The sequence below is a fragment of the Mycobacterium gallinarum genome (assembly GCF_010726765.1).
Taxonomy (GTDB): Bacteria; Actinomycetota; Actinomycetes; order Mycobacteriales; family Mycobacteriaceae; genus Mycobacterium; species Mycobacterium gallinarum.
Genome location: NZ_AP022601.1, coordinates 2,351,006 through 2,371,210, shown reverse-complemented (window position 1 = coordinate 2,371,210; position 20,205 = coordinate 2,351,006). Strand labels below are relative to the sequence as shown.

Here is a 20,205-nt window from a genome sequence, read left to right as displayed (position 1 = left end):
CCTAAGAGAAGTGCCATAATCGGTACTGCCAGTGACATCAAATTTCTGTGGACGTCCAACGACGGCGCGTCGCTTCGACCGCGACTCCGAGGACTGTTCGCCGGAACGGCTTGACTCAGACGGAAGGCGGTCGCAGTGGGGGCCAACGGCAACGGGGCCAACCCGGGCACCAGACAGAAGCTCGAAAAGGTCGTCATTCGTTTCGCGGGCGACTCCGGTGACGGCATGCAGCTCACTGGTGACCGCTTCACCTCCGAGGCCGCGCTCTTCGGCAATGACCTTGCGACGCAACCGAATTACCCCGCCGAGATCCGCGCACCACAGGGCACGCTGCCCGGGGTGTCGTCCTTCCAGATCCAGATCGCCGACTACGACATCCTGACCGCGGGTGACCGCCCCGACGTGCTCGTCGCGATGAATCCCGCCGCGCTGATGGCCAACGTTTCCGACCTGCCCCGCGGTGGGCTGATCATCGCCAACTCGGACGAATTCACCAAGCGCAATCTGGCGAAGGTCGGCTACGAGGGCAACCCGCTGGAGAACGACGACCTGTCCGACTACGTCGTGCAGGCCGTGCCGATGACCACGCTGACGCTGGGTGCGGTCGAAGAGATCGGCGCGTCGAAGAAGGACGGCCAGCGCGCCAAGAACATGTTCGCCCTCGGCCTGCTGTCGTGGATGTACGGCCGCGAGCTCGAACACAGCGAAGCGTTCATCCGCGAGAAGTTCGCCCGCAAGCCCGATATCGCCGAGGCGAACGTGCTGGCGCTGAAGGCCGGCTGGAACTACGGCGAGACGACCGAGGCCTTCGCGGGCAGCGTCTACGAGGTCGCGCCCGCCAAGCTCAAGAGCGGTGAGTACCGCCAGATTTCGGGTAACACCGCGCTGGCCTACGGCATCGTGACGGCGGGCCAGCTGAGTGATCTGCAGGTGGTGCTCGGCACGTACCCGATCACCCCGGCCTCGGACATCCTGCACGAGCTGTCCAAGCACAAGAACTTCAACGTGCTGACCTTCCAGGCCGAGGACGAGATCGCGGGCATCGGTGCGGCGATCGGCGCGTCGTACGGCGGCGCACTGGGCGTCACCAGCACCTCCGGACCCGGCATCTCACTGAAATCCGAGGCCATGGGGCTCGCGGTGATGACCGAGCTGCCGCTGATCGTCATCGACGTGCAACGCGGCGGCCCCTCGACGGGTCTGCCGACCAAGACCGAACAGGCCGATCTGCTGCAGGTGCTCTTCGGGCGCAACGGCGAATCGCCGGTCGCGGTGGTGGCGCCGAGGTCCCCGTCGGACTGCTTCGACGTCGCCGTCGAGGCCGTCCGCATCGCCATCAACTACCACACCCCCGTGGTCATCCTGTCCGACGGCGCGATCGCGAACGGCTCTGAGCCGTGGCAGATTCCGGACGTCAGCACCTACGAGAAGATCGAGCACACCTTCGCCAAGACGGGTGAGCCCTTCCAGCCGTACGCGCGTGACCCCGAGACGCTGGCCCGCCAGTTCGCGGTGCCGGGCACTCCAGGCCTCGAGCACCGCATCGGCGGGCTGGAGGCGGCCAACGGCTCGGGCAACATCTCCTACGAGCCGAAGAACCACGACCTGATGGTGCGGCTGCGCCAAGCCAAAGTCGACGGCATCACCGTGCCGGACCTCGAGGTCGACGACCCCACCGGCGACGCGGAGCTGTTGATGCTCGGTTGGGGGAGCAGCTACGGCCCCATCGGCGAAGCATGCCGTCGCGCGCGCCGTAAGGGCATCAAGGTGGCCCAGGCGCACCTGCGCAACCTGAGCCCCTTCCCCGCCAACTTGGGCGAGGTGCTGCGGCGCTACCCCAACGTGGTGTTGCCGGAGATGAACCTCGGCCAGCTGGCGCTGCTGCTGCGCGGCAAGTATCTGGTCGACGTTCAGTCCGTGACCAAGGTGGAGGGCATGGCGTTCCTCGCCGACGAGGTGGAGGGCATCATCGATGCCGCGCTCGACGGAACGCTGGGCGACAAGGAAATTGACAAGGCCAAGTTCGCGCGGCTCGCTGCGGCCACCATCGAAACCGAAACTGGCGTGGGAGCAATCGCATGACCGACCTGATTGGTGCAGATCTCGGACTGACGGCCGGAACCGGCCTGGTCCCGACGACCGACGAGCCGCAGAAGTCGAAGGACTTCACCAGTGACCAGGAAGTCCGCTGGTGCCCCGGTTGCGGCGACTACGTCATCCTCAACACCATCCGCAACTTCCTGCCCGAACTCGGGCTGCGTCGCGAGAACATTGCGTTCGTCAGCGGTATCGGCTGCTCGAGCCGATTCCCGTATTACCTGCAGACCTACGGGTTCCACTCGATCCACGGCCGTGCGCCGACGATCGCGACGGGGCTGGCGCTGGCCCGCCAAGACCTGTCGGTGTGGGTCGTCACCGGTGACGGCGACGCGCTGTCGATCGGCGGCAACCATCTGATCCACGCGCTACGTCGCAACGTCAATCTGACGATCCTGCTGTTCAACAACCGGATCTACGGGCTGACCAAGGGGCAGTACTCGCCGACGTCAGAGACGGGCAAGGTCACCAAGTCGACCCCGATGGGTTCGCTGGACTACCCATTCAATCCGGTGTCGTTGGCGCTCGGTGCCGAGGCGACATTCGTTGGCCGCGCCTTGGACTCCGACCGCAAGGGCCTGTCCGAGGTGCTTCGTGGCGCTGCTGAGCACCGCGGCGCCGCGCTCGTCGAGATCATGCAGGACTGCCCGATCTTCAACGACGGCTCGTTCGACGCGCTGCGCAAGGAAGGCGCCGAGGAGCGGCTCATCAACCTGACCCACGGCGAGCCGATCACCTTCGGCGGCGACGGCGAATACTGCGTCGTCAAATCGGGCTACGGGCTCGAGGTCGCCAAGACCGCCGATGTGTCGGCCGACGAGATCGTCGTCCACGACGCGCAGCTGGAGGACCCGGCATATGCGTTCGCGCTGTCGCGGCTGTCCGAGCAGAACCTCGACCACATGGTGATGGGGATCTTCCGGAAGGTCAGCAAGCCGACCTACGACGACGCTGCCCGCCAGCAGGTCGCCGCGGCGCGCAATGCCAAGCCGCACGACACGGCCGCGTTGCAGTCGCTGCTCCGGGGCAAAGACACCTGGACCGTCGACTAATCTCACTGACGTGACGTCCCCCGTACCGCTTGCAGCGGTCATCCTGGCCGGCGGGGCATCCCGTCGAATGGGCCGCGACAAGGCCACCGTCATGTTCGACGGCCAAACGCTCGTCGAGCGGATGGTGTCAGCCGTCAGCCCGAGATGCGCGCCCGTGTTCGTCGTCGCCGCCCCGGGTCAGGCGCTGCCGACCCTGGACGCGCACATCCTGCGGGACGACATCCGGGGCGTCGGGCCACTGCTGGCAACAGGGCGCGGGTTGCGTGCCGCTGCGGAAGCCGGACGTGAGCTCGCCTTCGTCTGCGCCGTCGACATGCCCCTGCTGTCGGCCGATCTGATCGACGAACTCGAAGGTCCGGCTGTCCGACTCGGGGCCGACGTGGTGCTGCCGTGGGACGGTCGCACCCACTATCTCGCCGGGATCTACCGCACGAGCCTGCATGAGCGGGTGTCCGAACTCGTCGACGCGGGGGAGCGCAGCATGCGCGCCCTGGTCGAGAGTGTCGACACGCAGCGGGTTGTCATGCCCGAGCAGGCCTCGCTGACCAACGTCAACACGGTCGCCGAGCTGCGGGCCACGGCGTCCTCGCGAATCGCTTAGCAAATTCGCAAATTCACGTCCATTCAATTCTTCGCTTATCGAATTCAATTCGGTGCACCGAATTGGCTCGATATTTCTCCGTGATATAGACCGCGTCGACCTTGACGCCGAGTCGCCAATGACTGTCGAGTATCTCTGGGCGGTAGCTCAGATGTTCTGTCCAACAGGAACGTTCGAATTCGTCGGCCGGCGGCAGGCGCCAATTCGATCGCGGATCGGGTCGAATTTCGTTCTCGGGCAGCGCCGGGGGTGAAATGGGACGTCGCTTACCCGTGACGTCCTTTGTCCGTTCCGCCCGCGGCCGGGCAAAGATGAGCGTGTCCATAACACATCGTAGGCTGGGTCGGATTCGAAGCGCACGTAATGTGCTGTAGCACAGTAGTTTTGGCCTATCGAATGTTTTGAATCCCGGCTCGCCCATCGATTGGTGGATGCAGCCTGCGGGACGACACTGTGTATCAAATATCAAGGGGCACCGGGCATTGGCGCTCATCCGCTGCGCTCTGGCGTCATCGGTGATACCAGCGAACCGATCGACCGACACTGGCGCCTACCGGCGACTTCTGCACTCACGCCAGATGTTTCGCAACGAAACCTGGGGTTTCACGCGTCGGGAATGGTGGGCTGGGTCACAAAATACCAGTGAGATGGCTCACGGCAATATGCCGAAGCTGTGAAAACCTCAGCTTCGGAGAACTTGCGGATGACCTGCGCAGACGTTCGACTCTGACCGGCGTGATCAGTCCGTGATCTGGCCGCTGCACGATCTTGACCGAAATGACTTTCGCCGAATCGGTTTGTACGGTCCTAATCGGCTTCTCAGGGAGCAAATAATTTCAAAAACCACGAACCTGCGTGTGAGTGGGGCCGAGCGGTCATTACGCACCCGACGGCCGCCGGACGTGATCGTCCGGTGAGGCGCTTTTCGCTTCCCACTGCTGCACCTACCCGAGACGGTGCGGCCCAAAACCCCGGCCTGTGATCAGGCATGTGCCCTGTGCGTCCTCGCACGGGCCTGGTTGGCGCGCGCACGTCGAAAGGATCGAAGTTGAAGAACATCCGCAAGACGATTGGTCTGGCGACCTTCGCCGGCGCGCTCGCCGTGACGCCGATGGCGCTGGCAGGCACCGCCAATGCGGACAGCGTCAACTGGGATGCGGTCGCGGCTTGTGAGTCCGGCGGCAACTGGGCGATTAATACGGGTAACGGCTACTACGGCGGCCTGCAGTTCAGCATGGGCACCTGGAAGTCCAACGGCGGCAGCGGCTCGCCGCACAACGCTAGCCGTGAAGAGCAGATCCGCGTCGCGGAGAACGTTCTGCAGTCGCAGGGCATCGGCGCATGGCCGAGCTGCGGCGGACGCGGTTAATCAGTAGGACCTTTGCAGAGGCGGTGTTCAGGCGAAATGCCTGGACACCGCCTCTTCTTTCTCAGAGGCCTCTTACGCCAATTAAGTAACGATTAAAACTTTTGACGCTTACGTAACAGGTGACCTTCCTCACCCGAAACACCGGATAGCCGCATCGAAGCACGCACAGGGCTTCACGCGGGCCTTGAGTTCCAAACGGTCGGGGAAGGACCGCAGAAATGAAGTTTTCGAAGATTGTCGCCAAGGGCATGCTGACCGCCGCGATCTCCGGCGCGCTCGCCCTCGTGCCGATGACCATGTCCACCGCCACCGCGAGTGCGGATTCGGTCAACTGGGACGCCATCGCCGAATGTGAGTCGGGTGGCAACTGGTCCATCAACTCCGGCAACGGCCACTACGGCGGCTTGCAGTTCAAGCAGGCGACGTGGAACTCCAACGGCGGCAGGGGTAACCCCGCGACGGCCTCTCGCGCCGAGCAGATCCGGGTGGCCGAGAACGTCCTGCGCACCCAGGGCCTCAAGGCGTGGCCGAAGTGCGGTCCCCGCGGTGCGTCGCCTGCCATCTGGAGGACCCCGGGCTCAGCGCCATCGATGCCGGCTGTGCCCGCGGCCGCGGGCGGCTGCGCCTCGATGCCGTCGAGCGCGTTCCTCGGCTTCCTCAATCCGCGCCAGATGTGCGCCACGCTGCTTGGCGGCTGATCTCAGGCCGGCTGGACGTCGCGGTCGGTAGGAAGCGCGAAAGCCGAGCGAGCCGCGACCGTGGCCAGGTGCCGCGTGACCAGCGCTTCGGGGCCCAGCACGCTCGCCCGGGTGATCGCAGCGCTGAGCAACGGCGGCAAGTTCACAATCCGGCCGATCATCTTGGACTCCCGCACCAGCGAGCGCACCCTCGGGCGGCGGAACGCGGCGAACCGGCTGAACGCGGCACTCAGATCGGTGCTCCTGTGGACGAAGGAAGCCAGGATTGCCGCGTCCTCGAGCCCCTGGCAGCCGCCCTGACCCAGATGCGGCCGCATCGGATGAGCCGCGTCACCGACCGCCACGATCGTTCCCCGGGCCCACTGCCGCGCCGGGTCGCGGTCGTACAGGTCGTTGCGCAACACGCGGTCGGGATCCGTGGCGGCCAGCACTGCGGGAATGGGCTCTGCCCACGCACCGAATTTGTCCTTGAGGTAGTCGAGCTCGCCCTGCGGCGCGCTGCGCCCCTCCGACGTGCGTTCGGTGGCGAACCAATAGGTCCTTTCCCCGCCGAGGGGCACGTGGCCGAACTCGACGGCGGGGCCGAGGACCTCGCCTGCGAAGTCGGCGTCGATCGTGCACTCGGCCACCCCCCGCCACGCCGTGTAGCCGACATAGCGGTTAGCCAATGGGCCGTTCAGATGGCGAGCCACCATCGAGTGCGTACCGTCCGCGCCGACGACCGCATCGACCTGAATCGTCGTCGAGTCCGACAGCCTCACCTGTACACCGTCGGCGGTGGCCACCAGGGAGCGGGCCGCGAGCCCGTATCGCAGGGTGCCCTCGGCAAGCCGGCCGGCCAGCACCGATGTCAGGACATTCCGGTGGATCACCACCAGCGGTTCGCCGAGCGCCTCGACGAGTCGCTGCGGCGACGGGTGGCGCAGCCAGGTCCCGTCACGCCAGCGCATCGCCCCACCGGTGATCCGGCCGCCCGCGCCGCGGACCGCGTCGCCTAGGCCGATTTCGTCGAGGGCGGCCAGTGCGTTGGGCCAGATGCTGATGCCCGCGCCGGACGACGTGTCGGTGCGCTCGTCGATGACCGAGACGTCGTGGCCGTGTTGTTGGAGCGCGTTGGCGGTCGCCAGTCCGGCGATGCCCGCGCCGATCACCAGGATCCGCTTCGGCATCCGTCGAACGTATCGCGTGCGCCTAGAGATCGAAGATGAGGAGCGTGCTGGTCGCGGTGGCGACAATCGCTCCGGATTCGTCGGTCACAACGCCTTCGGAGAAGCCGACCCGCGATCCGGTCTTCACCACTGTGCCCACGGCGGTGAGGGCGCCGCTGCTCAGGCGTACCGCCTTGAGGTAGTTCACCTTGATCTCGATCGAGGTGTAGCCCTTGCCCGCGGGAAGGGTGCTGTGGACGGCGCAGCCTGTCACCGAGTCCAACAGCGTGCAGATCAGCCCGCCGTGAATCGCGCCGATCGGGTTGTACGCGGATTCGTCTGGCCGGCAAGTGAATACGACTCGACCTTCTTCGGCGTCGGCTATGGCGAACTCCATCAGACCGCTGATCGGCGGTTGCGGTAGACGGCCCTCGGCCATCGCCTGCAGGTAGTCCAGGCCGGCCATCGTCAGTCCCTTGGCGGTGCTCGGGCCCGGCTCGTGCCACGTGATGGTCTTCGAGCGTTGCGGGCCCCAGTCTGTGCTGGCGTCGGTATCGGCCAGGTCTGCGGTCATCGCTTGTCCTTCCACGTCGTCATCGAGGGGTAGTGGCGCTGGCGGTCGGGGTCGTCGAGGGAGACGGCGTGCGCCTTGCCCCACTCCAGGAGTGCGTCGAGAACGGGAATCAACGCCTGGCCGGACGCGGTGAGGCGGTACTCGTAGCGCGGGGGAGCGCCTTGGTACTGCGAGCGGGTGACGACATCCGCGTTCTCCAGCGCCTTCAGTCGGGCCGCGATGCGGTCGCGCGGTGCGCCGGTGCCACGCACGATGTCGGTGAAGTGGGTGGCGCCCAGCGCGATCTCCCGGATGACGAGCAGCGCCCAACGTTCTCCGACGAGCTCCAGCGCCGCCGCGATCGGACACGGCCGGCCGGGAAGTTCTGCCAGGGGCAGGGCACTCGGCGAGGTCATGCTTCGAGCCTGCCACGAGTCAGTTTGAAAATCAAACTGACGGCTCTGGACCTGCCCCGGTGCCGAGACTGCGGGCAGATCGCCAATCTGCAGAAAAACCCGATCTGGCAGCAGGCTCGGTGGGTCTCGGCGTGTGCTACCAACATGGGCATGACGCAGCCGACGCCGTTCGACGACCTCGACGCCTACGTCGCGTTGCCTCGCGTCTCGGGGCTGGCGGTGTCGGCGGACGGCACCCGGGTCGTGACCACCGTCGCCGAGCTCAACGAGAAGCGCACCGAGTACGTCAGCGCCGTATGGGAGCTCGACCCCGCCGGCGGGCAGCCTGCGCGACGGCTGACCCGCGGGGCCAAGGGTGAGTCGTCGCCGGTGTTCACCGCCGACGGCGACGTGCTGTTCGTGGCTTCCCGGCCGACCGAGGGCGACGACAAGCCGCCCGCGGCGCTGTGGCGTCTACCTACGGCGGGCGGTGAGGCTTTCGAGGCGCTCGCATTGCCCGGCGGGATCGAGACCGTGCGCACCGCCGCCGAAGCGAACCTCGCCGTGGTGCGCGCGCCGGCGATGCCCTCGGCCCGCAGTGTCGACGACGATCGACGTCTTCGGGAGCTGCGCAAGGACACCAAGGTCACGGCCATCCTGCACACCGGTTACCCGATTCGCCACTGGGACAAGGACCTCGGACCGGGAGTGCCGCACCTGTTCGGCATCGATCTCGATGACGACACCCCGAAGGACCTGACCGAAGCGCCGGGAAGCGCGTTGTGGGACACGGACTTCGATGTCAGTCCCGACGGCCGGTTCGTCGTCACCAGCTGGCAGCAGCCGGCCGCGGGTGCTGCCAAACATGCCGTTCTGGTGCGAATCGATACCGACAGCGGTGACCGGACCGTGATCGCCGACGACCCCGACGGTGACCTGTGGAGCCCGGTGATCGCGCCGGACGGAGCGTCGGTCGTATACGTCCGCGAATCGTATTCGACGCCCGAGATTGCACCACGGATCACGCTGCATCACTTGAGATTCGGTGATGATCCGATCGATATCGCGCCGGACTGGGATCGCTGGGCGACGTCGGTGAATTGGTCGCACGACGGCGCAGCGCTGATCGTCACGGCTGACCAGGACGGCCGAGGTCCGGTCTTCGCGATCGATCCGGCCGACGGCGCCGTCACGCAACTGACGCACGACGACTACGCCTACAGCGACGTCAACACCGCCCCCGACGGGGTGATCTACGCGTTGCGCAGTTCCTATGCGGCGCCGCCCCACCCGGTGCGCATCGATCCCGACGGGTCGGTCACCGAGTTGCCCTGTGTCGACGTGCCGCCGCTTCCCGGCACGTTGACCGAGGTCGAGGCGACGGCGGCCGACGGCACCAGGGTCCGTTCGTGGCTCGCGTTGCCGGAGGGCGCCAGGCCGGCGCCGCTGCTGGTGTGGATTCATGGCGGCCCGCTCGGCAGCTGGAATGTCTGGTCGTGGCGATGGAACCCCTGGTTGTTGACCGCGCGGGGCTATGCGGTCTTGCTCCCTGACCCCGGGTTGTCGACGGGATACGGACAGGACTTCATCCAGCGAGGGTGGGGCGCGTGGGGAAGCGCGCCGTACGAGGATCTGATGGCGGCTACGGACGCGGCTTGTGAGCATCCGCGTGTCGATGCCGACCGGACCGCGGCGATGGGCGGATCTTTCGGCGGCTATATGGCCAATTGGGTTGCCGGACATACCGATCGGTTTGATGCGATCGTCACGCATGCGAGCCTGTGGGCGCTCGATCAGTTCGGGACCACCACCGACGCGTCGTACTACTGGGTGCGGGAGATGACGCCCGAGATGGCGGCGGCGAATTCGCCACACCTCCATGTCGGCCAGATCGCCACCCCGATGCTGGTCATCCACGGCGACAAGGACTATCGCGTACCCATCGGCGAAGCACTGCGCCTCTGGTATCAACTGCTCACCGAATCGCGTCTGCCCGCCGCCGACGACGGCACCAGCCCGCACCAATTCCTGTATTTCCCGTCGGAGAACCACTGGGTGCTCACCCCCGCGCACGCCAAGGTCTGGTATCAGGTGGTGACGGCTTTCCTCAGCCGTCACGTGCTCGGTGAGGACATCGAGCTGCCGGAGACGCTCGGGTAGCGTCGCGACCATGGGTACCGATCGCGAATTCGACATCGTCCTGTACGGCGCCACCGGCTTCGTCGGCAAGCTGACTGCCGAGTATCTGGCCCAGGCGGGGGGTGACGCGCGCATCGCACTGGCGGGCCGGTCCCAGGACAAGTTGCTCGCCGTGCGGGAGACGTTGGGGGAGGCGGCGCAATCCTGGGAGCTGATCGCGGCCGACGCTTCACAGCCGTCATCTCTGAACGCGATGGCAGCCAGGACGCAGACGGTGGTGACGACCGTCGGGCCCTACCTGAAGTACGGGTTGCCGTTGGTGGCCGCGTGCGCTGCCGCGGGCACCGATTACGCCGACTTGACCGGGGAGGGCCTCTTCATCCGTGAATGCATTGACCTGTATCACAAACAGGCCATCGACACCGGTGCACGTATCGTCCACTCGTGCGGATTCGACTCCATCCCTTCGGATCTCACCGTATTCGCACTGCACCGCCGCGCAGAACAGGACAAATCGGGTCAGCTCGCCGACACCAACCTCGTAGTGCGAACTTTCGCCGGAGGAGTGTCAGGTGGCACGGTCGCCTCGATGCTGGAACTGATGCGCGCGGCGTCGACCGACCCCGAGGCCAGGCGTGTGATGAACGACCCCTACACCTTGACGCCCGATCGAGCCGCGGAACCCGAACTCGGCGGCCAACCGGACCTGCGCTGGCGTCGTGGCGGTGACATCGCTCCCGAGCTCGACGGCTATTGGGTCGGGCCGTTCGTGATGGCCGCAGCGAACACGCGAATTGTCCGCCGCAGCAATGCATTACTGAATTACGCCTACGGTCGACGGTTCGAGTACGCCGAGCAGATGAGTATGGGCCGCTCCCTTGTCGCACCAGTGACGGCCGCAGTGAGCGCAGGGGCGAACAATGTGATCATGGCGCTGGGGAGCCGCTACTTCAACCGGCTGCCGGGCAAGCTCATCGAGCGCATCGTCCCGAAGCCGGGCACAGGACCCAGTGAACGCACACGCGAACGCGGCCACTACACCGTTGAGACGTACACGACGACGACAACGGGTGCACGCTATCGAGCGACGATGTCGCAGCAGGGCGACCCTGGGTACAAGGCCACCTCGGTGCTGCTCGGCGAATGCGGTCTTGCGCTGGCCTTCGACCGTGACCGACTATCCGACTTGCGAGGTGTCCTGACGCCCGCAGCGGCGATGGGCGATGCGTTGCTGGCCCGATTCCCTGCGGCCGGAGTGTCGCTGGAGACAACGCGACTGAATTGATCTGCCCGCGCAGAACGTCTGTGTACCAATGGCATTTCGACTAGCGTCGCTTCCAATATCCCAGCGACGAAGGTGGGCAGTCATGGCTGGTCTTGATGATCTCTACGCGCAAATCCCCGTACGGGACATCGCCACCAAAATCGGTGCCGATGAAGGCGAAGTGAACAACGCGATCCGCACCCTGGTGCCCGCGCTGGTCGGCGGTCTGGCCGAGAACGTGCAGGCCGATCAGATCGACTCGAGCGACCTCGAATCCGAGGTGGCCCGGCAGGGCGCGAGCGGCCTGCTCGATGGCGGCGTCAGCGTCGACCAGGTCGACGAAAAGCAGGGCGACCAATACGTCGCGAAGATTTTCGGCGGCAACGACAGCGGGGCGGTCGCGTCCGCGCTCGCCGGTAAGGGTGCCGGTGGCGGTGACCTGATCAAGCAACTTCTGCCGATCCTGGCACCCATCGTGCTGGCCTACATCGGCAAGCAACTCACCAAGGGTTCGGCGCCGGCCGAGGCCCAGCAGGCGCCCGCGGGCGGCGGGGGAGGACTCGGCGACATCCTCGGCAGCATCCTCGGCGGCGCTGGTGGTGGCGGTGGCGGCAACAACCCGCTGGGCAGCATCCTGGGCAGCGTGCTGGGCGGCAGCGGCGGTCAGAGCAACCCGATGGGCGAGATTCTGGGCGGATTGCTCGGCGGCAAGAAGTAGGCCATCGGCAAGAATGACGCCCGGGCTGACGTGTGCCCGGCAATCCGCCTGAACGGCCACCACGCTGGAGTTCATAGAATGGCGCGGTGACCGACAGCTCCCACCCCGGCCTCGACGCCCTGCCCAAATCCTGGGATCCCGGCGCGGTCGAGAGCGATCTGTACGAGGGCTGGGTCAACGCCGGCTACTTCAAGGCCGACGCCGCAAGCGAGAAGCCGCCGTACTCGATCGTTCTTCCGCCGCCGAATGTGACGGGCAGCCTGCACATGGGCCACGCGCTCGACCACACGCTGATGGACGCGTTGACGCGCCGCAAGCGCATGCAGGGCTACGAGGTGCTGTGGCTGCCCGGCATGGACCATGCGGGCATCGCGACCCAGAGCGTCGTCGAAAAGCAGCTCGCCGTCGACGGCAAGACCAAAGAGGACTTCGGCCGCGAGCTGTTCATCGACAAGGTCTGGGACTGGAAACACGACTCCGGCGGCACGATCGCCGGCCAGATGCGGCGCCTCGGCGACGGCGTCGACTGGAGTCGCGACCGGTTCACCATGGACGACGGCCTGTCCCGCGCGGTGCGCACCATCTTCAAGCGGCTGTTCGACGCGGGGCTGATCTACCGCGCCGAGCGGTTGGTGAACTGGTCGCCGGTGCTCGAGACCGCCGTCTCCGACCTCGAGGTCAAGTACGAAGACGTCGAGGGTGAGCTGGTGTCGTTCCGCTACGGCTCGTTGAACGACGACGAGCCGCACATCGTGGTGGCCACCACCCGTGTGGAGACGATGCTGGGCGACACCGCGATCGCGGTGCACCCCGAGGACGAGCGCTATCGCGATCTGGTCGGCAAGACCCTGCCGCACCCGTTCGTCGACCGCGAGATGATCATCGTCGCCGACGAACACGTCGACCCCGAGTTCGGCACGGGCGCAGTCAAAGTGACCCCGGCGCACGACCCCAACGACTTCGAGATCGGCCTACGCCACCAGTTGCCGATGCCGACGATGTTGGACACCAAAGGCCGGATCGCCGACACCGGAACCGAATTCGACGGTCTCGACCGTTTCGATGCACGTGTCAAGGTCCGTGAGGCGCTGGCCGAACAGGGCCGCGTCGTCGCCGAGAAGAGGCCGTACCTGCACAGCGTCGGGCATTCCGAGCGCAGCGGCGAACCCATCGAACCGCGGCTGTCGCTGCAGTGGTGGGTCAAGGTCGAATCGCTGGCGGCCGCGGCCGGGGATGCCGTGCGTGACCACCGCACCGTGATCCACCCGCCGAGCCTGGAGCCGCGCTGGTTCGCCTGGGTGGACAACATGCACGACTGGTGCATCTCACGCCAGCTGTGGTGGGGCCATCGCATCCCGATCTGGCACGGCCCCGACGGCGACATGGTGTGCGTCGGCCCGGACGAGACCCCGCCTGCGGGCTGGGAGCAGGACCCCGACGTGCTGGACACCTGGTTCAGCTCGGCGCTCTGGCCGTTCTCCACGATGGGCTGGCCCGAGCACACGAAGGAACTCGAGAAGTTCTACCCCACAACGGTTCTGGTCACCGGGTACGACATCCTGTTCTTCTGGGTGGCCCGGATGATGATGTTCGGCACCTTCGTCGCCGACGACCCGGCCATCACCAGTGGGGGGACGCGCGGGCCGCAGGTGCCGTTCGAGAACGTGTTCCTGCACGGGCTGATCCGCGACGAGTTCGGCCGCAAGATGAGCAAGTCGCGCGGCAACGGCATCGACCCGCTCGACTGGGTCGACAAGTTCGGCGCCGACGCGCTGCGGTTCACCCTTGCCCGCGGTGCGAGCCCCGGCGGCGACCTGTCGATTGGCGAGGACCACGCCCGCGCGTCGCGCAACTTCGCCACCAAGCTGTTCAACGCGACCCGATTCGCGTTGATGAACGGCGCCGCACCCGCTCCGCTGCCCGACACAAGCCAGCTGACCGACGCCGACCGGTGGATACTCGGGCGGCTGGAAGAAGTTCGCGCCGACGTAGATGATGCGTTGGACAGCTACGAGTTCAGCCGCGCGTGCGAGTCGCTTTACCATTTCGCCTGGGACGAGTTCTGCGACTGGTACGTCGAATTGGCGAAGGTGCAGCTCGCCGACGGTATTCAGCACACCACGGCCGTGCTGGCATCGGTGCTCGATGCGCTGCTGAAGCTGCTGCACCCGGTCATGCCGTTCGTCACGGAAGTGTTGTGGAAGACGCTGACCGGTGGCGAGTCGCTGGTCATCGCCGACTGGCCACAGCCGTCAGGTTTCGCGGTGGATCAGGTTGCGACACAGCGAATCACCGACATGCAGAAGCTGATCACCGAGATCCGCCGATTCCGCAGCGATCAGGGCCTCAACGACCGTCAGCGGGTGCCCGCGCGGCTCTCCGATGTCGAGAAGGCGGGCCTCGAGGCCCAACTGCCCGCCGTCACCGCGCTGGCCTGGCTGACCGAGGCCAAAGACGGCTTCGATCCGTCGGCCGCGGTCGAGGTGAGGCTGTCGCAGGCCACCATCGTGCTCGAACTGGACACCTCCGGCACCGTCGACGTCGCGGCCGAACGGCGCAGGCTCGAAAAAGATCTGGCCGCCGCGCAGAAGGAACTCGCGGGCACCGAAGGCAAGCTCGGCAACGATGCGTTCCTCGCCAAGGCCCCGGCCGACGTGGTCGACAAGATCCGTAACCGCCAGCAGGTGGCCCGAGAAGAGGTCGACCGGATCACGGCCCGCCTAGCCGGCATGAAATGACCGGTCCCACCCCGGACGAGATCGCGTCGCTGCTCCAGGTCGAGCATCTGCTCGATCAGCGTTGGCCGGAAACGAAACTCGAGCCCAGCACCACCCGCATCTCGGCGCTGATGGAGTTGCTCGGCTCACCGCAGCGGAGCTACCCGTCGATCCACATTGCCGGAACGAACGGTAAGACGTCGGTGGCTCGGATGGTGGATGCGCTGTTGACCGCCTTCAGCCGTCGCACCGGCCGCACCACCAGCCCGCATCTGCAGTCCGCGGTCGAGCGCATCTCGATCGACGGGAAACCGATCAGCCCGGCGAAATACGTCGAGACCTATGGCGAGATCGAACCGTTCGTGCACCTCGTCGACCAGCAGTCCGAAGCTGGGGGCGGTCCTGCGATGAGCAAGTTCGAGGTCGTGACCGGGATGGCCTTCGCCGCCTTCGCCGACGCGCCGGTCGATGTGGCCGTTGTCGAGGTCGGTCTCGGCGGGCGGTGGGACGCCACCAACATCATCGACGCGCCCGTCGCCGTCATCACCCCGATCGGGGTCGACCACGCCGACTATCTGGGCGACACCATCGCCGAGATCGCCGGGGAGAAGGCGGGGGTCATCAAGAAGCAGGAGGACGATCTCGTTCCCATCGATACCGTCGCGGTGATCGCGCGTCAACTGCCCGAAGCGATGGAAGTGCTGCTGGCCCAGACGGTACGGGCCGACGCCGCCGTGGCGCGCGAGGATTCGGAATTCGCCGTGCTCGGCCGGCAGGTCGCCGTTGGGGGACAGCTGCTCGAACTGCAGGGCCTCGGCGGGGTGTACAGCGAGGTGTTCCTGCCGCTCCACGGTGAGCATCAAGCGCACAACGCGGCGGTGGCGCTCGCCGCCGTCGAGGCATTCTTCGGCGCGGGCGCGCAGCGACAGCTCGACATCGACACGGTGCGCGCCGGTTTCGCATCCGTAACCAGCCCCGGTCGGCTCGAGCGGCTGCGCAGTGCGCCAACGGTTTTCATCGACGCCGCACACAATCCCGCGGGTGCCGTTGCACTGGCGCAGGCGCTGCAGGAAGAATTCGACTTCCGGTTCCTGGTCGGCGTCGTCGCGGTGATGGCCGACAAGGACGTCGACGGGATCCTCACCGCGCTCGAACCCGTGCTCGACCAGATCGTGGTGACCCACAACGGTTCGCCGCGCGCGCTGGAGGTCGAGGCGCTGGCGATCCGCGCCGAGGAGCGGTTCGGCCCGGAACGGGTGATCGTCGCACCGGCGTTGCCCGACGCGATCGAGACCGCCACGGCACTTGTCGAGGAGGCCGGAAATGAAGGCGAGGGCCTCGGCGGCTTCGGAGGGGTGGGCATGGTGATCACCGGTTCGGTCGTCACGGCAGGCGCGGCGCGGACGCTGTTCGGCAGGGACCCCGAATGACCGAGCAACCGCAGGGCCAGCCCGACCCCTGGAAGAGCTTTCGCGGCGTGATGGCAGGCACGCTGATCCTGGAGGCGATCGTCGTACTGCTCGCGCTGCCCGTCGTGGCGCGTATCGGCGGCGGGCTGACGGCCGTCAGCGGCGGGTATCTGGTCGGGCTCGCCGCGGTGCTGGTGCTGTTCGCCGGAATTCAGGGGCGGGCGTGGGCCATCTGGGCCAACCTGGCATTGCAGCTGGTGGTGATCGCAGGAGTTTTCGTGCACGGCGCCATCGGCTTCATCGGCCTGGTGTTCCTCGGCGTGTGGCTGCTGATCGCCTACCTGCGCGTCGAGGTGTTGCGCAGGCAGAAGCGGGGACTGCTGCCCGGCCAGCAAGGCCCCCCGGACCAGTCCAGCTACGCTGGCCCGCGTGACTGAGCCGACCGAGCGCACCCTCGTATTGATCAAGCCCGACGGCGTCAAGCGACAGCTGATCGGCGAGATTCTCAGCCGAATCGAACGCAAGGGGCTGACCATCGCGGCTATGCAGCTGCAGAACGTCAGCGACGAGCGTGCCCGCCGGCACTACGCCGAGCATGAGGGCAAGCCGTTCTTCGGGTCGCTGCTGGAGTTCATCACCTCCGGGCCCGTCGTCGCGGCCATCGTCGAAGGCCCGCGGGCCATCGCGGCGTTTCGTCAGATCGCGGGCGGAACCGACCCTGTCGAGAAGGCCGCGCCGGGCACAATCCGCGGCGATTTCGCGCTGATCACCCAGGACAACCTGGTGCACGGCTCGGATTCGCCGGAGTCGGCCGCGCGCGAGATCGGCCTGTGGTTCGCCGGCGCATAGGGCCCGCAAATAACCAGCTCGGCCAGCTTGGTCGGGCGCGGCGGCGTGATGTGGGATACTGGGCGCGGGTAACCGGCCGATTAACCAGCGGGTGGATGCCCGAATGAAGACTTTGACGTGCGCGACCATCGCCACGCGCGGTGCGGCGCAGACCGTCCAGCCATCATTCAGACCGGCACTGACGGTCCCCAACCTGGGGATTGATCGGAGCGAGACCATAACAAGCTCGGGCGAAGTGAACCCGGGTCAATAGCGGAAGCCCTCGCGTGGCCGCGTCAAACAGGACGCGCCCGGGGGCTAAAGGAGAATACGTGGCCGACGATGCCCATACCGAAGCCCCATCAGAAGAATCGCAGCACGCGGAGGATGTTCAGCCAGAGACGCTGACCGTCCCGCCGCCCGCTGAGCAGCCCGAAGAGCCCGACGCTGGGGTCGGTGCGGAGGCGGTCGCGGAGGACGTCGAGGCCGAGGAGCCAGCGGCCGAGGCTGATGATCGCGACGGTGAGGACGCCGACGGTGAGGACACCGACGGTGACGACACTGACGGTGACGACACCGACGGTGAGGACGCCGACGAGCCCGAATCCCGGCTGATGCTCGACACCACCCAGGAAGTGCCCGAGCGTGCGCACTACCAGCCGCTGTTCATGGCGCCTCAGCCGATACGGGTCGAATACGACTCGGACGATGATGACGATGACGACGACGAGACCGACGACGACTCCGGTCCGGATTCCGACGACGAGCAGCCCGACAAGCCGTCGGCTCGGCGCAGGCGTCGCGGGCGTCGCGGACGTGGGCGGGGTCGTGGCGAACAAAATGGCGAAGACTCCGACGAGGGCGAGTCCGACGGTCGCAGCCAGGACTCCGGCGACGATTCAGACGACTCCGACGATTCCGATGACTCCGACGACGACAGCGGCGATGACGACAGCGCGGGCGGTGAAGGCGGCACACGTCGCCGTCGCCGGCGCCGGCGCCGCAAGTCCGGCTCCGGGGACGACAGCGAGGGCGGATCGTCGGACGACCCGCCGAACACCGTCGTCCACGAGCGCGAGCCGCGTAAGTCCGGCCGCGGCGACAAGTCGGGCAAGTCCGGCGACGGCGAGATCCAGGGCATCAACGGGTCGACCCGGTTGGAGGCCAAGCGGCAGCGCCGTCGGGACGGACGCGACGCCGGACGCCGCCGGCCGCCGATCCTGAGCGAGGCGGAGTTCCTCGCCCGGCGCGAAGCCGTCGAGCGGATGATGGTCGTGCGCGACAAGGTCCGCACCGAACCACCACACGAGGGCGCGCGCTACACGCAGATCGCCGTACTCGAAGACGGCGTCGTCGTCGAACATTTCGTGACGTCGGCGGCGTCGGCGTCGCTGGTCGGCAACATCTATCTGGGCATCGTGCAGAACGTGCTGCCCTCGATGGAGGCCGCATTCGTCGACATCGGCCGCGGTCGCAACGGCGTGCTCTACGCGGGCGAAGTGAACTGGGAGGCAGCCGGTCTCGGCGGCGCCGCCCGCAAGATCGAACAAGCGCTCAAGCCCGGCGACTACGTCGTCGTGCAGGTCAGCAAGGACCCGGTCGGGCACAAGGGAGCTCGCTTGACCACGCAGGTCTCGCTGGCCGGCCGGTATCTGGTCTACGTGCCGGGTGCGTCGTCGACCGGGATCAGCCGCAAGCTGCCCGACACCGAGCGGCAGCGGCTCAAGGAGATCCTGCGCGAGGTCGTGCCGGCCGAGGCGGGCGTGATCATCCGCACCGCGTCGGAGGGCGTCAAGGAAGAAGACATCCGCACCGACGTCAACCGGTTGCAGGAACGCTGGACGCAGATCGAATCCAAGGCCGTCGAGACCAAGAAGAAGGCGGCCGGCGCTGCCGTCGCGCTCTACGAAGAACCCGACGTGCTGGTGAAGGTGATCCGCGACCTGTTCAACGAGGACTTCACCGGTCTCATCGTCTCCGGCGACGAGGCCTGGAACACCATCAACGAGTACGTGAATTCGGTAGCGCCCGAGCTCGTTCCGCGGATGAACAAGTACGAGACCGCCGCCCCCGACGGCCCTGACGTGTTCGCCGTGCACCGCATCGACGAGCAGCTGGCGAAGGCCATGGACCGCAAGGTGTGGTTGCCGTCCGGTGGAACGTTGGTCATCGACCGCACCGAGGCCATGACGGTGGTCGACGTGAACACCGGAAAGTTCACCGGCTCGGGTGGAAACCTGGAGCAGACCGTCACCCGCAACAACCTCGAGGCCGCCGAGGAGATCGTCCGCCAGCTGAGGCTGCGCGATATCGGCGGCATCGTGGTCATCGACTTCATCGACATGGTGCTGGAGTCCAACCGCGACCTCGTGCTGCGGCGGCTGACCGAAGCGCTGGCACGCGACCGCACCCGGCATCAGGTGTCCGAGGTGACGTCGCTCGGTTTGGTGCAGCTGACGCGAAAGAAGTTGGGCACCGGGCTGATCGAGGCTTTCTCGACGACCTGCTCGGAATGTGGCGGCAGGGGAATCCTGTTGCACGGCGACCCCGTCGACTCGACGTCCAACGGTGGTGGGCGCAAGGCCGAGACGGGCGGGCGTCGGGGCAAGCGCGGTAAGCGTGGCGCCAAGGCCGAGGATGTTCCCGTCGCCAAGGTGCCACCGCATCCCGCCGGCGAGCATCCGATGTTCAAGGCGATGGCCGCGGCCAACGGTCGTCATGAGGACGACGAGGACGAGGTGGACTCGGAGGCCGCTCCCGAGGAAGTCGCCGAAGTCGATTCGGAGACCATTCGCGAAGCCGTCGCCGAGGCCCCGGAGGAGGACTCGGAAGAGGACTTCGACGACACCGACGAGGATTCGGATGACGAGTCCGATGAGGACGACATCGACCTGGATGACGACGAGGACGACGAGGACGACGACGACATCGAGGTTATCGGCGCTGACTCCGACGAGGACGACGACGAGGACTCCGACGACGAGGACTCTGACGACGACGACGACGAGGACTCCGACGACGACGAGGACTTCGAGGACGACGAGGACTCCGACGACGAGGACGACGAGGACTTCGAGGAGCCCGAACCGGCTCAGGTCGTCGTTCCGGCCGGTCGGCACCGTCGCCGCGCGGCGGCCAGGCCTGCGGGACCGCCGATCAACGAGGACTGACCGCACGCGCTGACCTGGGGTGGCGTGACCTGCGGTGATTTGACCCT

16 protein-coding genes and 1 pseudogene are annotated in these 20,205 nt (G+C 66.6%); 13 read left to right on the top strand and 4 right to left on the bottom strand.

Annotated elements, in window-relative coordinates; genetic code table 11:
• Positions 1–135: 135 nt before the first annotated feature.
• The 3 genes from G6N42_RS11665 to mobA are packed head-to-tail and all read left to right on the top strand — an operon-like array spanning position 136 to position 3,750.
• Positions 136–2,082 carry a 2-oxoacid:acceptor oxidoreductase subunit alpha gene (locus G6N42_RS11665; RefSeq protein ID WP_163729740.1) on the top strand — a complete coding sequence of 649 codons (1,947 nt, stop codon included), beginning with the start codon at positions 136–138 and terminating at the stop codon, positions 2,080–2,082.
• Positions 2,079–3,149, top strand: coding sequence for a 2-oxoacid:ferredoxin oxidoreductase subunit beta (locus G6N42_RS11660; protein WP_163729739.1), 1,071 nt, complete (start codon positions 2,079–2,081; stop codon positions 3,147–3,149). Before G6N42_RS11665 ends, G6N42_RS11660 begins: the two co-directional genes overlap by 4 nt.
• A gap of 10 nt (positions 3,150–3,159) precedes the next feature.
• Positions 3,160–3,750 (top strand): molybdenum cofactor guanylyltransferase, encoded by a 591-nt coding sequence (gene mobA / locus G6N42_RS11655; protein ID WP_197905533.1) that lies wholly within the window; start codon positions 3,160–3,162, stop codon positions 3,748–3,750.
• Between the two features lie 13 nt (positions 3,751–3,763).
• On the opposite strand, the gene G6N42_RS11650 is transcribed toward mobA, so the two are convergent.
• A complete protein-coding gene (locus G6N42_RS11650) occupies positions 3,764–4,075 on the bottom strand; it encodes a hypothetical protein (protein ID WP_163729737.1) in 312 nt (103 codons plus the stop codon).
• Between the two features lie 810 nt (positions 4,076–4,885).
• Here G6N42_RS11650 and G6N42_RS11645 point away from each other — a divergent pair.
• Both G6N42_RS11645 and G6N42_RS11640 read left to right on the top strand, forming a co-directional pair.
• A pseudogene (locus tag G6N42_RS11645) lies at positions 4,886–5,119 on the top strand (transglycosylase family protein); the annotation flags it as partial.
• Positions 5,120–5,337: 218 nt separating this feature from the next.
• Positions 5,338–5,817 (top strand): transglycosylase family protein, encoded by a 480-nt coding sequence (locus tag G6N42_RS11640; protein ID WP_163729735.1) that lies wholly within the window; start codon positions 5,338–5,340, stop codon positions 5,815–5,817.
• Positions 5,818–5,819: 2 nt separating this feature from the next.
• Here G6N42_RS11640 and G6N42_RS11635 read toward each other — a convergent pair whose 3' ends face one another.
• From G6N42_RS11635 to G6N42_RS11625, 3 genes are read right to left on the bottom strand one after another with little or no spacing between them, the layout of a single operon-like run.
• A complete protein-coding gene (locus G6N42_RS11635; protein WP_163729734.1) occupies positions 5,820–6,986 on the bottom strand; it encodes an FAD-dependent oxidoreductase in 1,167 nt (388 codons plus the stop codon).
• A 22-nt stretch (positions 6,987–7,008) separates the two neighbouring features.
• The gene (locus G6N42_RS11630; protein WP_163729733.1) at positions 7,009–7,539 is read right to left on the bottom strand and encodes a PaaI family thioesterase; all 531 of its coding nucleotides are present in this window, start codon (positions 7,537–7,539) and stop codon (positions 7,009–7,011) included.
• Positions 7,536–7,934 carry a winged helix-turn-helix transcriptional regulator gene (locus G6N42_RS11625; RefSeq protein WP_163729732.1) on the bottom strand — a complete coding sequence of 133 codons (399 nt, stop codon included), beginning with the start codon at positions 7,932–7,934 and terminating at the stop codon, positions 7,536–7,538. The genes G6N42_RS11630 and G6N42_RS11625 overlap by 4 nt, the downstream gene beginning before the upstream one ends.
• A 144-nt stretch (positions 7,935–8,078) precedes the next feature.
• Between G6N42_RS11625 and G6N42_RS11620 the strand changes: the two genes are divergently transcribed.
• The 8 genes from G6N42_RS11620 (at position 8,079) to rne (ending at position 20,158) form a co-directional block, all read left to right on the top strand.
• Positions 8,079–10,073 (top strand): S9 family peptidase, encoded by a 1,995-nt coding sequence (locus tag G6N42_RS11620; RefSeq protein ID WP_163737357.1) that lies wholly within the window; start codon positions 8,079–8,081, stop codon positions 10,071–10,073.
• Positions 10,074–10,083: 10 nt separating this feature from the next.
• On the top strand, positions 10,084–11,337 hold the full coding sequence (locus G6N42_RS11615; RefSeq protein WP_163729731.1) for a saccharopine dehydrogenase family protein: 1,254 nt from the start codon (positions 10,084–10,086) through the stop codon (positions 11,335–11,337).
• Positions 11,338–11,419: 82 nt separating this feature from the next.
• The gene (locus tag G6N42_RS11610) at positions 11,420–12,034 is read left to right on the top strand and encodes a DUF937 domain-containing protein (RefSeq protein ID WP_163729730.1); all 615 of its coding nucleotides are present in this window, start codon (positions 11,420–11,422) and stop codon (positions 12,032–12,034) included.
• Positions 12,035–12,120: 86 nt separating this feature from the next.
• Positions 12,121–14,772 carry a valine--tRNA ligase gene (locus G6N42_RS11605; RefSeq protein ID WP_163729729.1) on the top strand — a complete coding sequence of 884 codons (2,652 nt, stop codon included), beginning with the start codon at positions 12,121–12,123 and terminating at the stop codon, positions 14,770–14,772.
• The gene (folC, locus tag G6N42_RS11600) at positions 14,769–16,181 is read left to right on the top strand and encodes a bifunctional tetrahydrofolate synthase/dihydrofolate synthase (RefSeq protein ID WP_163729728.1); all 1,413 of its coding nucleotides are present in this window, start codon (positions 14,769–14,771) and stop codon (positions 16,179–16,181) included. Before G6N42_RS11605 ends, folC begins: the two co-directional genes overlap by 4 nt.
• On the top strand, positions 16,178–16,597 hold the full coding sequence (locus G6N42_RS11595) for a DUF4233 domain-containing protein (protein ID WP_163729727.1): 420 nt from the start codon (positions 16,178–16,180) through the stop codon (positions 16,595–16,597). The genes folC and G6N42_RS11595 overlap by 4 nt, the downstream gene beginning before the upstream one ends.
• A complete protein-coding gene (gene ndk, locus G6N42_RS11590; protein WP_163729726.1) occupies positions 16,590–17,009 on the top strand; it encodes a nucleoside-diphosphate kinase in 420 nt (139 codons plus the stop codon). Before G6N42_RS11595 ends, ndk begins: the two co-directional genes overlap by 8 nt.
• Before the next feature lie 311 nt (positions 17,010–17,320).
• Positions 17,321–20,158, top strand: a complete 2,838-nt coding sequence (gene rne / locus G6N42_RS11585) for a ribonuclease E (RefSeq protein ID WP_232076122.1) — start codon at positions 17,321–17,323, stop codon at positions 20,156–20,158.
• Positions 20,159–20,205 lie beyond the last annotated feature (47 nt).